Origin of the sequence: Pseudomonas fulva NBRC 16637 = DSM 17717 (genome assembly GCF_000730565.1) — a bacterium.
In the GTDB taxonomy this organism is placed as follows: domain Bacteria; phylum Pseudomonadota; class Gammaproteobacteria; order Pseudomonadales; family Pseudomonadaceae; genus Aquipseudomonas; species Aquipseudomonas fulva.
Genome location: NZ_BBIQ01000029.1, coordinates 1 through 14,675, shown reverse-complemented (window position 1 = coordinate 14,675; position 14,675 = coordinate 1). Strand labels below are relative to the sequence as shown.

General features: G+C 60.0%; 14 protein-coding genes. 13 read left to right on the top strand and 1 reads right to left on the bottom strand.

What is annotated here, in order from left to right:
- Positions 1-162: 162 nt before the first annotated feature.
- Positions 163-1,716 carry a nitric oxide reductase transcriptional regulator NorR gene (gene norR, locus PFU01S_RS20815; RefSeq protein WP_028688216.1) on the bottom strand — a complete coding sequence of 518 codons (1,554 nt, stop codon included), beginning with the start codon at positions 1,714-1,716 and terminating at the stop codon, positions 163-165.
- 153 nt (positions 1,717-1,869) lie between these two features.
- On the opposite strand from norR, the gene hmpA reads away from it, so the two are divergent.
- The 13 genes from hmpA (at position 1,870) to PFU01S_RS20750 (ending at position 14,414) form a co-directional block, all read left to right on the top strand.
- Positions 1,870-3,048 (top strand): NO-inducible flavohemoprotein, encoded by a 1,179-nt coding sequence (gene hmpA, locus PFU01S_RS20810; protein ID WP_028688215.1) that lies wholly within the window; start codon positions 1,870-1,872, stop codon positions 3,046-3,048.
- A 380-nt stretch (positions 3,049-3,428) separates the two neighbouring features.
- Positions 3,429-3,935, top strand: coding sequence for a disulfide bond formation protein B (locus PFU01S_RS20805; RefSeq protein WP_027916567.1), 507 nt, complete (start codon positions 3,429-3,431; stop codon positions 3,933-3,935).
- 555 nt (positions 3,936-4,490) lie between these two features.
- Positions 4,491-5,435 (top strand): ubiquinol oxidase subunit II, encoded by a 945-nt coding sequence (cyoA, locus tag PFU01S_RS20800; protein ID WP_023533467.1) that lies wholly within the window; start codon positions 4,491-4,493, stop codon positions 5,433-5,435.
- A gap of 3 nt (positions 5,436-5,438) precedes the next feature.
- Entirely contained in the window at positions 5,439-7,457 is a 2,019-nt protein-coding gene (gene cyoB, locus PFU01S_RS20795) for a cytochrome o ubiquinol oxidase subunit I (RefSeq protein WP_023533473.1), read from the top strand.
- Between the two features lie 3 nt (positions 7,458-7,460).
- Positions 7,461-8,081: a cytochrome o ubiquinol oxidase subunit III gene (cyoC, locus tag PFU01S_RS20790; RefSeq protein ID WP_023533465.1), complete on the top strand. Its 621-nt coding sequence runs from the start codon at positions 7,461-7,463 to the stop codon at positions 8,079-8,081.
- Positions 8,081-8,413: a cytochrome o ubiquinol oxidase subunit IV gene (gene cyoD / locus PFU01S_RS20785; RefSeq protein ID WP_023533459.1), complete on the top strand. Its 333-nt coding sequence runs from the start codon at positions 8,081-8,083 to the stop codon at positions 8,411-8,413. The genes cyoC and cyoD overlap by 1 nt, the downstream gene beginning before the upstream one ends.
- Positions 8,414-8,424: 11 nt before the next feature.
- Complete coding sequence (gene cyoE, locus PFU01S_RS20780) at positions 8,425-9,312, top strand: heme o synthase (RefSeq protein ID WP_023533464.1); 888 nt, start codon at positions 8,425-8,427, stop codon at positions 9,310-9,312.
- A gap of 308 nt (positions 9,313-9,620) precedes the next feature.
- Entirely contained in the window at positions 9,621-10,829 is a 1,209-nt protein-coding gene (gene alaC, locus PFU01S_RS20775) for an alanine transaminase (RefSeq protein ID WP_028688214.1), read from the top strand.
- A 131-nt stretch (positions 10,830-10,960) separates the two neighbouring features.
- Positions 10,961-12,088, top strand: a complete 1,128-nt coding sequence (locus tag PFU01S_RS20770) for a hypothetical protein (protein WP_028688213.1) — start codon at positions 10,961-10,963, stop codon at positions 12,086-12,088.
- Positions 12,089-12,235: 147 nt separating this feature from the next.
- Entirely contained in the window at positions 12,236-12,619 is a 384-nt protein-coding gene (locus tag PFU01S_RS20765) for a YkgJ family cysteine cluster protein (protein ID WP_027916564.1), read from the top strand.
- Between the two features lie 207 nt (positions 12,620-12,826).
- Positions 12,827-13,390: a GNAT family N-acetyltransferase gene (locus tag PFU01S_RS20760; RefSeq protein WP_028688212.1), complete on the top strand. Its 564-nt coding sequence runs from the start codon at positions 12,827-12,829 to the stop codon at positions 13,388-13,390.
- Positions 13,391-13,469: 79 nt separating this feature from the next.
- The gene (locus tag PFU01S_RS20755; RefSeq protein WP_027916562.1) at positions 13,470-14,009 is read left to right on the top strand and encodes a hypothetical protein; all 540 of its coding nucleotides are present in this window, start codon (positions 13,470-13,472) and stop codon (positions 14,007-14,009) included.
- An 18-nt stretch (positions 14,010-14,027) separates the two neighbouring features.
- Positions 14,028-14,414: a lysozyme inhibitor LprI family protein gene (locus PFU01S_RS20750; RefSeq protein WP_028688211.1), complete on the top strand. Its 387-nt coding sequence runs from the start codon at positions 14,028-14,030 to the stop codon at positions 14,412-14,414.
- The last annotated feature ends 261 nt before the right edge of the window (positions 14,415-14,675 follow it).

Genomic DNA, 14,675 nt, shown 5'->3' with positions numbered 1-14,675 from the left:
ATCCCCCCCGGCCTGAATGTGGCCGGCATTGCTGCACCAGGTCCTCTGGAACGCGATGCGGCGGCCTCGACCGGTGGGTCGAGGCGTGGGCGTTTAGGAGATATAGCAGCCGTGTTCAGACCAACCAGAGGCTTTCTGGGTTAATCCTTTTGTGAGGCATCCCTAGCGGATACCTAGCCGCCGGGCCAGGCGGCTGAGGTTCGCGCGGTCGAGTTCGAGCGCTCTTGCGGTGGCTGCCCAGTTGCCCTGATGTTGATCCAGGCAGGCTTGGATCAGCTGGCGTTGGTAGATGTCCAGCGCCTGGCGCAGGCCTCCAGCACCCAGGTCGGGTACCGTCGTCTCAGGGGCTGGAGCGGGCTGCGAATGGAGTGAGGTAGGTGGTTGCAGATCCAGATCGGCAGCGGTCAAGGACAAGATCCTGGGGCGTACCGTTTGTCGGCCCAACGCCTTGAGCGCCGAGCGGCCTATCAGATGCTCCAGTTCACGCACGTTGCCCGGCCAGTCGTAGGCCAGGAGTGCAGCTTGAGCGTCCGCGCCCAGTCGTAGGCTGCTCAGGCCCAAGCGTGAGCGATTCTGTTCGAGGAAGTAGCCTGCCAGCAGCAACACGTCGCGTGCGCGTTCCCGCAGAGGAGGGACATGCAACGGATAGACGCTCAGACGGTGGTAGAAATCGGCACGCAAGCGCCCGTTGCGCACCTCGGCGGCCAGATCACGGTTGGTGGCGGCGATCAGGCGCACATCGACGTGGTGTTCGCGGTCTGAACCCAGCCGCTGCAACTGTCCGCTTTGCAACACGCGCAGCAGCTTGGCTTGTACCGCCAGCGGCAACTCGCCCACCTCGTCGAGAAACAAGGTGCCCCCATGGGCCAGTTCGAACTTGCCCCGGCGGTCTGCATGGGCGCCGGTGAAGGCCCCGCGCACGTGGCCGAACAGCTCGCTTTCCACCAGCGTGTCGGGCAGCGCTGCGCAGTTCAGGCTGATCAGCGGCTTGTGGGCCCGGCTGCTCGCCTGGTGCAGGGCCTGGGCCACCAACTCCTTGCCCACCCCGGTCTCGCCGGTGATCAGCACGGTGAGATCGCTGCTGCCCACCAGTCGGATTTCCTCCACCATGCGCTGGTGGGCCGGGCTCTGGCCGATCAGCTCTCGGTCCTGACCACTGGCCTGGCGGTACACCTCCGCCCGCTGATGCTCATTTTCCGCACGCAGGGCCAGGCGTTCGATCCGCTCGGCCACGGTCACCGTCGCAGCGGCCAGGCTGGCAAAGGCTTGCAAGGCGTCGAGCTCCAGGCTCTGGAACTGGCCGGGCGTCAGGGCATCGAGGGTGACCAGCCCCCACGGGCGCTCATCGACCATCAAAGGGCAACCCATGCAGTCGTGAACCTCCAAGTCCACATCCGGCGTATTGACCAGGCCATCGTAAGGGTCTGGCAGCTCGGAGTCGCTGGCAAAGCGGGTAGGGGAGGGGCTGCTCAACAGAATCTGAAAACGTGGATGCTCACTGACCTTGAAGCGACGGCCAAGGGTGTCTGGGCTTAGGCCGTCCACGGCCAAGGGCACCAGCCATTCGCCATCGAGCCGGAGCAAGGCGGCAGCGTCACAGGGCAACAGACTCCGCATGGCTTGCAGTAAACGGCGATAGCGTTCCTGATCAGGCAGGTCGCGAGACAGGTCGCTGACCAGTGGCAGCAAGGCGGTAAGCAGTGGCTTGGCAGTCATAGGGACTCCTGTGGGTCTAATTGACTATACGCCGCCCTGAGTCATTTAGACATGCTGCGGCTTGAAGGCCGCGGATTCGCTGCGCGCTGGACTTGGCACGAATGATGAAAAGACTGAGCATCATTCGAAGCCCCAGGCTCAGGAGTTGCTGCAATGCTCAATGCCGAACAACGTGCGATCATCAAGGCCACCGTTCCATTGCTGGAAACAGGCGGCGAGGCACTGACCACTCATTTTTACCAGATGATGCTCAACGAGTATCCCGAGGTACGCCCACTGTTCAACCAGGCGCATCAGGCCAGCGGTGATCAGCCCCGTGCCTTGGCCAATGGCGTGCTGATGTATGCCCGTCATATCGACCAGCTCGAACAGCTGGGCGGTCTGGTGGGCCAGATCATCAACAAGCATGTGGCGCTGCAGATCCTGCCCGAGCATTACCCGATCGTTGGCCGCTGTTTACTGCGGGCCATCGAGGAAGTGTTGGGCACAGACATTGCCACGGCCGAGGTAATCGATGCCTGGGGCGCAGCCTATGGCCAGTTGGCAGACATACTCATTGGTGCTGAAGAAAACCTTTACAAGCAAAAGGAAGAGGCCGACGGCGGGTGGCGAGGGGCTCGCGAATTCCGACTGGCACGGCGGGTGGAAGAAAGCCTCGAGATCGTCTCCTTCTACTTCGCACCGGTGGACGGCAAGCCGGTGCTCAAGGCTGAACCAGGGCAGTACATCGGCCTGAGGCTGATGATCGATGGTGCAGAGCAACGCCGCAACTATTCGCTCTCCGCCTTGTGCGACGGGCGTGAATATCGGATCAGCGTCAAACGCGAATCCGATGGCAAGGTCTCCAACTACCTGCATGACCACCTGAGGGTAGGTGACACCCTCGAATTGTTCCCGCCAGCCGGTGATTTCACACTGGCCGCCAGTGACAGACCGTTAGTGCTGATCAGTGGGGGCGTGGGCATTACGCCTACCTTGGCCATGCTAGAAGCAGCCTTGCCGACCGGGCGGCCGGTGCACTTCATTCACTGCGCGCGCAATGGACAGGTGCATGCATTTCGCGAGTGGCTCGACACTCAGGCAGCGCGGCATCCGCAGCTCAAGCGTTTCTACTGCTACGCCGAAGCGGATGAAGCAGCCCACGCCGATGCCGTGGGCCTGCTGGACCAGCATCTGCTGGGCGAATGGCTCCCTCGCGAGCGCGATGTGGACGCCTACTTCCTCGGACCGAAGCCCTTCATGGCCGCCGTTAAACGCCAGCTTCTGGCCTTGGGCGTACCCGAGCAACAGACCCGCTACGAGTTCTTCGGGCCGGCCGCAGCGCTGGCGTAAGCGCATTAGCGCCTAGTGACTATATATAAAGAAGCGTAACGGCCAGGCGCAAGGTCGGCCGTCTCTGGGGCTGCAAGGCAGCCCCTTCCTGCGAAGACGAGATCGCCAGGGCGATACGTGTCTGAGCGTTAATCCTGCATTAACCCAGCTGCCATTCACTCCTGCTGAGCGAGAAGCAGGCGGCAACGGCGGCCTGTTCGGTAGCTTCAATTTTCGCTGCCCCTCGTTGAACCGTCCTGCCAATGCCCGGTCTGAGCCACACCCCATTGCCGCCTGGAATATGTATCCATGAAAGGCGGGGCGCCCAGGCAACCGGCGTCTGTGTAGAATTACGCCGGGCTGGCGGAATACGCTGCGACTATCCATCCAAGGAACCGGCAATGAATGATCAAACATCGCGCCTGAATCGGGAACGGCGCTTTCTGGTACTGTTGGGCCTGATCTGCGTTTCGCTGATCGGTGGCGCTCTCTACATGCAGGTAGTGCTGGGCGAGGCGCCATGCCCGTTGTGCATCCTTCAGCGCTATGCGCTCCTGTTCATCGCCGTCTTTGCATTCCTGGCCGCAGCCATGCCCGGGCGACGCAGCCTGACCTTCTTCGAGGCACTGGTGGTGGTCAGCGCCATTGGCGGAATCATTGCAGCCGGCAACCATGTGTATATACTCGCCAACCCCATGGTCAGTTGTGGCATCGATACCCTGCAGCCCATCGTCGATGACTTGCCCTTGGCCAAGCTCTGGCCGCTGGCGTTTCAAGTGGACGGCTTCTGCAGCACGCCTTACCCACCGGTGCTGGGCCTTTCGCTGGCGCAATGGGCATTGATTGCCTTCGTCCTGACGGCGTTGCTGGTGCCACTTGGCATCTACCGCAACCGTCGCCGCCCTTAGACAAAAGTCCCTGAATCCAACAAGGTTTTCAGGCGCTCGATCAAGGTCGGGAAACCCCTGGGAAGTTGATCCAGATCAAGCTGTAGCCCTTGCTGAATGCGGGTTGCAGGGCTATAGCCAGGAGTGCGACAAAGTGTCGCGAAGTTGAATTTATCGGCGTTATTGTTACAGATCCTGTAAAGGACTGTTGCTCAATAAGTCATAGTCAAGGGTTGGCGACCTATCTACAATCGCCCCCAATTTCCGTTCGGCACTGCTTGCAAGTCGCAGGATTGAAGGAAGCCCCAGCGCTCCTTTTTGCTGACTTCGTCAAGTTTCGCCCAACGGCGATACCGGGCGGACCCCCCTCCGCGTTTTCCGCACCAAATGGAATTGGTCTGCTATACAGGCCTTTGCCTACGAAACCAAAAGCACCGCTAACTCGCTTGAAGCCAAGGTCCTGCAGTCGGGCCCAGGCAGGAGCGGGTACGGGCGCGCAATGCCTCACTTGGTTGGACGAAGTGTTGGCTACCAAACACCAATTGCATTGAAGCAAGCTGATCTAGAGGTCGTGAGATGAGTAAAAAGCGTTACCCCAGACTGTTTGGCATATTGCCCTTTTTAGGCATGCTTTTACTCAGTGGGTGCAACTGGACCCTGCTCGACCCGAAGGGACAGGTCGGCATTGAGCAAAAGAACCTGATCCTGATCGCAATCGGCCTGATGCTGCTGGTCGTCGTGCCAGTCATCATCATGACCGTGGTGTTCGCCTGGAAGTATCGCGCTTCCAACAAGGCAGCCACCTACACCCCGGACTGGTCTCACTCGACCAAGATCGAGGCTGCGGTGTGGATCATCCCGATTCTGATCATCATCGTGCTGGGTTACGTGACCTACAAGTCCACCCACAGGCTCGACCCGTACCGTCCTCTGGATTCCGACGTGAAGCCCGTGCAGATCGACGTCGTCGCGCTAGACTGGAAGTGGCTGTTCATCTACCCGGAACAAGGTATCGCCACGGTCAACAAGATCGTCTTCCCGGCCAATACCCCGGTCAACTTCCGCGTCACCTCCGACGCCGTGATGAACTCGTTCTTCATCCCGGGCCTGGGCGGCCAGATCTACGCCATGGCGGGCATGACCACCAAGCTGCACCTGATCGCCAACGAGAACGGCGTGTTTGACGGTATCAGCGCCAACTACAGCGGTGCTGGCTTCACCGGCATGAAATTCAAGGCTACTGCCACGTCCCAGGAAGACTTCGAGAAGTGGGTCGCCGAAGTCAAGCAGTCGCCGAAGAAGCTGGGCAAGGCCGAATACGAAGCCTTGGCCAAACCAAGCGAAAACAACCCAGTCACGCTGTATAGCGAGGCCTCGCCTGACCAGTTCCAGCTGATCGTCGACAAGTACGAAGGCATGAACCGCGGTCGTTCGAGCCACGAAGAAGCTGGCAGCAAAGACCTGGCCACTACCAAGGGTGTGGAATCGAGTATGCAACCAGCTGCCGGTGCAGAGGAGTAAGAGATGTTCGGTAAATTAAGCCTGGAGGCGATACCCTATCACGAGCCGATAGTCATGGTGACACTCGCCATTATCGCGCTCGGTGGTATCGCTGTCGTTGGTGCGGTCACCTACTTCCGCAAGTGGTCCTACTTGTGGACCGAGTGGTTGACGACCGTCGACCACAAGAAAATCGGGGTGATGTACATCATCGTCGCGATGGTCATGCTGCTGCGCGGCTTTGCCGACGCCATCATGATGCGGACCCAGCTGGCTGTTGCCACCGGTGGTTCCGAAGGCTACCTGCCGCCTGAACACTATGACCAGATCTTCACCGCCCACGGTGTGATCATGATCATCTTCATGGCGATGCCATTCTTCACCGGCCTGATGAACCTCGCGGTTCCTCTGCAGATCGGTGCGCGTGACGTGGCCTTCCCGTTCCTGAACTCCCTGAGCTTCTACCTGCTGCTGGCAGGCGTGCTGCTGGTGAACATCTCGCTGGGCGTTGGTGAATTCGCCAAGACCGGTTGGGTTGCCTATCCGCCGCTCGCGGGTATTCAGTACAGTCCGGGCGTGGGTGTCGACTACTACATCTGGGCGCTACAGCTCTCAGGATTGGGTACGACGCTGACAGGCGTGAACTTCCTCGTCACCGTGATGAAGATGCGCGCACCTGGCATGAAGCTGATGGACATGCCCATCTTCACCTGGACCTGCACCTGGGCAAACGTCCTGATCGTGGCTTCGTTCCCGATCCTGACCGCTGCACTGGCACTGCTGACCGTTGACCGTTATCTGGACTTCCACATCTTCACCAACGAGCTTGGTGGGAACCCGATGATGTACGTCAACCTGTTCTGGGCCTGGGGTCACCCTGAGGTATACATTCTGATCCTGCCGGCCTTCGGCGTGTTCTCGGAAGTGACCTCCACCTTCTCCGGCAAGCGCCTGTTCGGCCACCACGCGATGATCTACGCATCGGGTGCGATCGCTGTACTGGGCTTTGCGGTTTGGCTGCACCACTTCTTCACCATGGGTGCCGGCGCCAGCGTCAACACCTTCTTCGGCCTGGCGACGATGCTGATCTCCATTCCGACGGGTGTGAAGCTGTTCAACTGGCTGTTCACCATCTACCAGGGCCGTCTGCGCTTCACTGCGCCGATCCTCTGGACCCTGGGCTTCATGATCACCTTCTCCATCGGTGGCATGACTGGCGTTCTGCTGGCTGTACCGGGTGCTGACTTCGTGCTGCACAACAGCCTGTTCGTGATCGCCCACTTCCACAACGTGATCATCGGTGGTGCGGTATTCGGCTACATCGCCGGCTTCGCCTACTGGTTCCCGAAAGCCTTCGGTTTCACCCTGAACGAGAAGTGGGGCAAAGCTGCCTTCTGGTTCTGGATCTCGGGCTTCTACGTGGCATTCATGCCGCTGTACGCACTGGGCTTCATGGGTATGACCCGTCGTCTGAACCACTCGGACAACCCACTGTGGGAACCCTACCTGTACGTTGCCGTGGTCGGTGCCGTGCTGATCCTGTTCGGTATCGCCTGCCAGCTGATCCAGCTGTTCGTATCGGTTCGCGATCGTCACCAGAACCTGGACGTGACCGGCGACCCATGGGGCGGCCGTACCCTGGAATGGTCGACTTCGTCGCCACCTCCGTTCTACAACTTCGCCCACATGCCTGAGAAGGTTGGCCTGGATGCCTGGCACGAAGCCAAGGAAGCCGGTGTTGCCTACAAGGTGCCGGGCAAGTACGAAGCGATCCACATGCCGAGCAATACCTCTACCGGTTTGTTCATGGGTCTGTTCCTGACCATCTTCGGCTTCGCTTTCATCTGGCACATCTGGTGGCTGGTCGGCGCAAGCCTGGTTGCAACCATCGCTGTCTTCGTTCGCCACGCTGCGCGTGACGACCAGGGCTTCATGGTTCCGGCCGAAGAAGTGGCGCGCATCGAAGGCGAGCGCATGAAAGCGTTGGCCAATGCAGGTGCTCTGCCTGCCGGCGCACGTGTCGAATCGTTTGAGCGGGTGTAATCAATGTCCAGTCAAGTAATGCACGGTGCTCATGGTCACGACCATGGGCACGACGATCACCACCACGACTCGGGCCAGATGACCGTACTGGGCTTCTGGCTGTACCTGATGACCGACTGCATCCTGTTTGCGTCGCTCTTCGCCACCTACGCGGTGCTGTCCGGGAGTTTTGCCGGCGGCCCGTCGGGTCATGACATCTTCGAGCTCAAGTTCGTAGCTGTCGAAACGCTGTTCCTGCTGCTGTCCTCGATCACCTTCGGCTTCGCCATGCTGAAGATGTTCGCCGGTAACAAGGCAGGCGTACTGGGCTGGTTGGCTGTGACCTTCCTGTTCGGTGCGGGCTTCATCGCGATGGAAATCTACGAGTTCCATCACCTGATCGGCGAAGGCTTCGGCCCGAACCGCAGTGGCTTCCTGTCGGGCTTCTTCGCGCTGGTAGGCACCCACGGTCTGCACGTGACGGCTGGTCTGATCTGGATGGCAATCATGATGTACCAGATCAACAAGCACGGCATCACGCCGACCGCCAAGACCCGCATGAGCTGCCTGAGCCTGTTCTGGCACTTCCTGGACGTGGTCTGGATCTGCGTATTCACCGTCGTCTACCTGCTGGGGGTTCTGTAATGGCTAACGCACACGACACTCATCACGAAGGCAGCCACGGCAGCGTCAAGTCGTACATGATCGGTTTCGTCCTGTCGATCATCCTGACCGCGATTCCGTTCGGCCTGGTGATGTACCCAAGCCTGCCGAAGAACCTGACCGTTCTGATCGTTGTGGCCATGGCCGTGATTCAGGTAGTGGTACACCTGGTGTACTTCCTGCACATGGACCGCTCGAAAGAGCAACGCAACAACGTATCGACGTTCCTGTTCACCGCCATGGTGATCGCGCTGCTGGTTGGCCTGTCGCTGTGGATCATGTTCAGCATCCACGTCGAAATGCTGGCCAAGTGAGGTAAGACTGCATGTCCGTTAAGCACTTTATCCAAATCACCAAACCGGGGATCATTTTCGGTAACGTGCTTTCCGTGGCAGGCGGTTTCTTCCTTGCCGCGAAGGGCCATGTGGACTTCGCCCTGCTGCTGGCAGTGGTCGTTGGTACTTCCCTGGTGGTGGCGTCCGGTTGTGCATTCAACAACTGCATCGACCGCGACATCGACCAGAAAATGGAGCGCACCAAGAACCGCGTGATGGTACAGGGTGGCATGTCACTGCCCCTCGCGCTGATCTACGCCACCCTGCTTGGGGTGGCGGGTTTCAGCTTGCTGTACGTGCAGGCCAACCCCTTGTCCGCGTACTGCGCACTGATCGGCTTCGTGGTCTATGTAGGCTTCTATAGCCTGTGGCTCAAGCGTAAATCGGTGCACGGCACCTTGGTCGGCAGCCTGTCCGGTGCCATGCCGCCTGTCATTGGCTACTGCGCTGTCAGCAATAGCTTCGACCTGGCGGCTGTGACCCTGCTGGTGATGTTCAGCCTGTGGCAGATGCCGCACAGCTTTGCCATCGCCATCTTCCGCTTCAAGGACTACAGCGCCGCAAACATTCCGGTATTGCCGGTGGCGCGTGGCATCCTGGCTGCGAAGAAGCAGATCGTGCTGTATGTGCTGGCGTTCGTGCTTGCGACCTTGATGCTCACCCTCGGCGGTTACGCTGGCCTCGGCTACATGGCCGTGGCAGCTGCCATGGGCCTTTACTGGCTGTACATGGCCTGGGGTGGCTACAAGGCCGAAGACGACAGCAAATGGGCGCGCAAAGTGTTCGGCTTTTCCATCCTCACCGTCATGGCCCTGAGCCTGATGATGGGGGTGGACAGCCAGACGGCTGCTGACGTGCTGATGACCTACGCACGCTGAAACCACGCCTGCTTCACGAAAACCCCGGCCTGAGCGCCGGGGTTTTTTATGTCTATTTGGGGCCTGTGGCGGGTGAGCCAGACCCCTCGCTTGGTTTGTAGAGCTTTTTTGGAACAGGCCTACCAGCGATGGTGAGGCGCACCACTGCGCGCTTTGGCGCTACAAAAAATGCCCCTGTTTAGATAATAAAAAACAGCAGATTACCCTTTACAAGACACCTATATCGGCACTATCTTCTGAATCAGGTCGCCGCATGCGGCCAGCGTCGCTCGGACGGTTCCGGGCGCTTACGTTTTTTAGAGGAAACCATGGCCACTCCAGGTTTGCCGCGCCGTTTTGCGCGCATCGATCGTCTCCCGCCCTACGTCTTCAACATCACTGCCGAGCTCAAGATGGCTGCCCGCCGCCGTGGCGAGGACATCATCGACCTGAGCATGGGTAACCCCGATGGCGCCACGCCGCCGCATATCGTCGAGAAGCTGGTGCAGGTCGCTCAGCGCGAGGATACCCACGGCTACTCCACATCCCGCGGCATCCCGCGCCTGCGTCGCGCTATCTCGAACTGGTACAAGGAACGGTACGAGGTCGACATCGACCCCGAAGATGAGGCCATCGTCACCATTGGTTCGAAAGAGGGCCTGGCGCACCTGATGCTGGCCACACTGGACCAAGGCGATACGGTACTGGTACCCAACCCCAGCTACCCGATCCATATATACGGGGCTGTCATCGCCGGGGCCCAGGTGCGTTCTGTCCCGCTTGTGCCGGGCGTGGACTTCTTCAACGAGCTTGAACGGGCCATTCGCGAGTCGATCCCCAAGCCCAAGATGATGATTCTCGGCTTCCCGTCCAACCCGACTGCCCAGTGCGTGGAGCTGGACTTCTTCGAACGCGTGGTGGCATTGGCCAAGCAATATGGCGTGCTGGTGGTCCACGACCTGGCGTATGCCGACATCGTGTACGACGGCTGGAAGGCGCCATCGATCATGCAGGTGCCTGGCGCCAAGGACATTGCGGTGGAGTTCTTCACCTTGTCCAAGAGCTACAACATGGCTGGCTGGCGGATCGGCTTCATGGTCGGCAACCCCGAACTGGTCAATGCCCTGGCGCGCATCAAGAGCTACCACGACTACGGCACGTTCACGCCTTTGCAGGTGGCTGCCATTGCAGCGCTGGAAGGGGATCAGCAGTGCGTACGGGATATTGCCGAGCAGTACCGCCAGCGTCGCAATTTGCTGGTCAAGGGTTTGCACGAGTTGGGCTGGATGGTCGAGAACCCCAAGGCGTCCATGTACGTCTGGGCCAAGATCCCGCCTGAGTACGCACACCTGGGTTCGCTCGAGTTTTCCAAGAAGCTGCTTGCCGAGGCCAAGGTATGTGTCTCGCCAGGCATCGGCTTTGGGGACTATGGTGATGACCATGTGCGCTTTGCCCTGATCGAAAACCAGGACCGGATCCGTCAGGCCATCCGCGGTATCCGCCAGATGTTCCGGGCTGACGGGCTGGCGCGCAAGTAATCCGTGACGCCCTGCCGCTGGCGTTGCCGGCGGCAGGTGCGCTGCGCTCAATGGTGGGGTGGGCTTCCGAATGTGCCTTGCCTCGCTGACTGATTACCTTCGGCACTCATTTCTCGCACGATGATAGTGACATGAGTGTTTTTACCGCCTATTTCTGTGGGACAGGGTCCCATCGCTTCGACGACACCAACACCAACTTCTGGAACGGCGAACTGGTCTCGACCCTGGCAAGCCATGATCAAGGCCGCGAATTTGCCCACTGGGTCGCTGTCGACGGTCCGGGCAGCGGCAATCTCCAGGACGACAGCCTGTTCGTCGATCCCGGCGGCTACTACAACTGGACAGGGCAGTTGTTTGGCCGTGGCTGGGAAGAAAACGTCAGCCATGTGCTGCAGATCATCAAGGGCGAAAGCCGCTGGCAGCGCACCAAGCTAAGCGAAGCCGAGTACAAACGCCTCAAGGATGCCGGCGTCCCTGTGCCAGAGGTGGCTTCGACCGCTTCGTGGTTCTGGAGAACCTATGACTACGGCGATCGCCACCCCACGCCGCAAGAGCTGCAAGAGCGCATCATTCATCTGTTCCGCAAGCCGCGCGTGCCTACCCAGGTCAACCTGGTCGGCTGGAGCCGCGGCGGCATCAGCTGCCACATGCTGGCCAATGCCATGGCCAAGGACCCTGAACTGTGCGATGTCCCGGTCAACATTTTTACCATTGACCCGGTTCCAGGCATTGGCAATGTGCAGCCAGAGCGCGTGATGCTGCCGGGCAATGTGCGCGAGTATGTGGGCTTCTACTCCCGTGACGAACGCTCCAAAGGGTTCGCCTGTGTGGTGCCAGGCGTGCAACCCGGTACCCGGATAAGCGTGTTTCCCATGCCGGGTCGGCACGCGACGTTGGTGGGGAATGCGTCGGTTGACGGTGCGGGCAGCGGCGAAGTGCTCGTCGAGCCGGGTTTGGTGGTCAGGCACTACGCCGAAGTATGCCTGAGGCGCTGGGGTGTCGAATTGGCCAAGTGCCTGAACTTGAGTGACGGACAAGTGATGGCCTATCACAAGGCAATGGCAGACTGTGAGGACCGGTACCAAGCAATGCGTCGTGCGTCCTACACCCTTGTGACCGAAGGTAGCCCTGACGACCGGCTGTTACACCAGGGCACCCGGCAAACGACCTTCAGCCATGTGCGCGGTGATCCCTATCGCCCAGCCGCGGGCCTTGGCCTGAATCAATGCGATGGCGATACCTATAAAGCGCTGCGCTAACTGAAGTCGAGGGGCGAACAGGGTGTCTGGTGAAAGCCAAGCGCCTGCGGTTATTTTTTTCTGCCCCTCTATTCAATCACCCCCGCTTGGACCGAGAATGGCTGCTCGGGCCAGCCCCGATCTCAACCACCTTTCTTCCGTGCAATCATGTCCGAATATAACCCTTGCCTTGACTGCGGCGCTTGCTGCGGGTACTTCCGTGTGTCCTTCTTCTGGGGTGAATGCCAGTCCTCCGGCGGTGTGGTGCCTGACGATCTGGTGGTGCAAGTGAGTCCGTCTCGGGTGGCCATGATTGGCACCGACGCCAAGCCCTGCCGCTGCATTAGCCTGCAGGGCGAGGTGGGGCAGGGTGTGGCCTGCGCCATCTACGCCAACCGTTCCAGTCCCTGCCGCGAGTTCGAGGCGTCGTGGGAAGGGGGCGTACACAACCCACGCTGTGATACCGCCCGGGCTGCCTACGGGCTACCGCCATTGACCCCGCCTGGGGCGAATGAGCCGCATTGGCCCGATGATGGGGCTGAGGTCGCCTAAGCCCGTATCTAAGCGTGCGCGCACGAGCGTCTTGGACCTGAATCGTTGACATGGAAGTCGGTAGGATTCGCCATCTCTGACAGAGTCGCGATGCGAAGCTGAATGCGTTGGCTGTCGACTGTGGCCCGCCGTGCAGTTTTGCACTGCCTGAAGGTCGCGCTTGACGCTAAACTGTCATCTTACCCAGCAATGGACAGGTGAGCCGGCGTGACCCCACCCCGAAGTTTCCCGAGTGATCTGTGTCTCGATAGCCCGCGCCTTTACCTGCGCCCCATGCGCCACGCCGATGCGGCGAAGTGGTTGGCGATCATGGCCGACCCTGAGGTCATGCGGTACTGGCACCACGCGCCCTGGCAGAATCTGGCTGAAGCCCAGAGCGCGCTGGCAGCTGACCGTGAAGCGTACGCCAATAGCGAGCAACTCAAGTTGGGTATGTACCGCCGGGACAACGGCGAACTGATCGGTATGGTTCAACTGTTCAACATCGACGACACCTCCCGGCGAGGTGAGATCGGCTATTGCCTGGCCAGCGCTGTGCAGGGCAGGGGATACATGGATGAAGCGTTGACGTGCTTTATCGACTACATCGCCAATACCCTGCACATGCGCCGCCTGGAAGGCGAGATCGACCCTCGCAACCAGGGCTCGGCGCGTACGTTGGAGCGCCAGGGGTTCGTGCTGGAGGGCACCCTGCGAGCGCGCTGGTGCGTGGGCGGTGAGCTGTCGGACTCGGGTATCTACGGGCTGCTGCTGGAACCTCCGGTGGCGTGAGAGGCTGCGATCACCCAGTTTGGAAGCGGGGGATGACATGGGTTATGGTCATCCCCTGTGCCGACCTTCCAGGTGTCCTTTGCCCGCTTTTTACCTCAGCATTACCCTCCTGTTGTACCTGGTCGCCCTGTGTCTCGATGGCGCCTCGATGAGTGACGGCCACCACATGCCCGCCCTGCAGATGCTGCTGTACGGGCCTTGGGGCATACCATTCGGCCTGCACCAGTGGTTTGCCAACCCGTTGCTCGCCCTGGCCATCCTGGCGCATCGGCGCTTTCGCCGTTTGGCCCTGCTGCTGGGGCTTTGTGCGCTGTATCTGGCAGGGACCAGCCTGGGTATCGACCGCCTGCCTGACAACCAGAGTTATGAGTTCCACGACCTGACGGGCTTGGCGGCAGGCTTCTACGTGTGGGTGGCAGCGATGCTGGTGTTTTGCTTTGGTCAGGGCTGGTACTGTCTGAAAGCGCGCCAAGCCGCTGATATGCCTGGGTGGAATTGGGCGGACGTTACCCTGATTGCAGCATTGGCGGTGATGTTGTATGCCGCCACACAGATGCCGTCGCTGCGCTTCGAGCCGAGCAGGGTGTTGATGCCGCCGGAGCAACCTCAAACGCTTTGACCTTCACGGAGAGTTCGCATGATCAAGCACTATCTGGCTGGGCTGGCATTGGCGTGCTGCACGCCGCTGGCCATGGCCGACGATCCGTCGCCCGCTTATGCCCGCTGTATGGACAATGCCTCCAGTACCCTGGCCATGGGTGAATGCCTCAAGGCCGAGACGCAGGTACAGGACCAGCGTCTGAACGGCGTCTACAAACAGCTGCTGGGTAAACTGCCGGCGGATCAGCAAAAGAGCCTGCGCGATGTGCAGCGCAAGTGGCTGGCTTATCGGGATGCCAACTGCCAGTTTCATCGCACGGCCAGTGGCGGCACCATGGCGCAGCTTGAGGGCGGGACCTGCCTGATGGACATGACCCGAGAGCGGGCGGCGGAGCTTGAGCGCGTATTGGATCCGCAGCGGTGATGGTGGCTTGTGCGGGTGTAGTTGAGGCTATGTTGTAATTGCGTGGGCGTTCTTACGCCCATACGCAAAGTTGGCCACTCGTTACAACTTGGGTAACAGTGCCTTGTCATGATTCTGTAAGTGCATCTTATTTGTCCCTTCTCATTCATACTAATCCGGTTCAGTATTGCAGGCACTCCTGCCTACTCTAAGTAAAACTGCTGTTGCTGTTGTTGCTTCTAAGCGCGCGGTAGTCCAGGCAACACAGATCGCGACTTCAGG

Excerpts from the sequence above, each read along its gene's own strand:
- alaC (WP_028688214.1), top strand. The coding sequence starts at position 9,621 with ATGGCCACTCCAGGTTTGCCGCGCCGTTTTGCGCGCATCGATCGTCTC.
- PFU01S_RS20770 (WP_028688213.1), top strand. The coding sequence starts at position 10,961 with ATGAGTGTTTTTACCGCCTATTTCTGTGGGACAGGGTCCCATCGCTTC.
- cyoD (WP_023533459.1), top strand. The coding sequence starts at position 8,081 with ATGGCTAACGCACACGACACTCATCACGAAGGCAGCCACGGCAGCGTC.
- norR (WP_028688216.1), bottom strand. The coding sequence starts at position 1,716 with ATGACTGCCAAGCCACTGCTTACCGCCTTGCTGCCACTGGTCAGCGAC.
- cyoC (WP_023533465.1), top strand. The coding sequence starts at position 7,461 with ATGTCCAGTCAAGTAATGCACGGTGCTCATGGTCACGACCATGGGCAC.
- cyoB (WP_023533473.1), top strand. The coding sequence starts at position 5,439 with ATGTTCGGTAAATTAAGCCTGGAGGCGATACCCTATCACGAGCCGATA.
- cyoA (WP_023533467.1), top strand. The coding sequence starts at position 4,491 with ATGAGTAAAAAGCGTTACCCCAGACTGTTTGGCATATTGCCCTTTTTA.
- hmpA (WP_028688215.1), top strand. The coding sequence starts at position 1,870 with ATGCTCAATGCCGAACAACGTGCGATCATCAAGGCCACCGTTCCATTG.
- PFU01S_RS20765 (WP_027916564.1), top strand. The coding sequence starts at position 12,236 with ATGTCCGAATATAACCCTTGCCTTGACTGCGGCGCTTGCTGCGGGTAC.
- PFU01S_RS20805 (WP_027916567.1), top strand. The coding sequence starts at position 3,429 with ATGAATGATCAAACATCGCGCCTGAATCGGGAACGGCGCTTTCTGGTA.
- cyoE (WP_023533464.1), top strand. The coding sequence starts at position 8,425 with ATGTCCGTTAAGCACTTTATCCAAATCACCAAACCGGGGATCATTTTC.
- PFU01S_RS20750 (WP_028688211.1), top strand. The coding sequence starts at position 14,028 with ATGATCAAGCACTATCTGGCTGGGCTGGCATTGGCGTGCTGCACGCCG.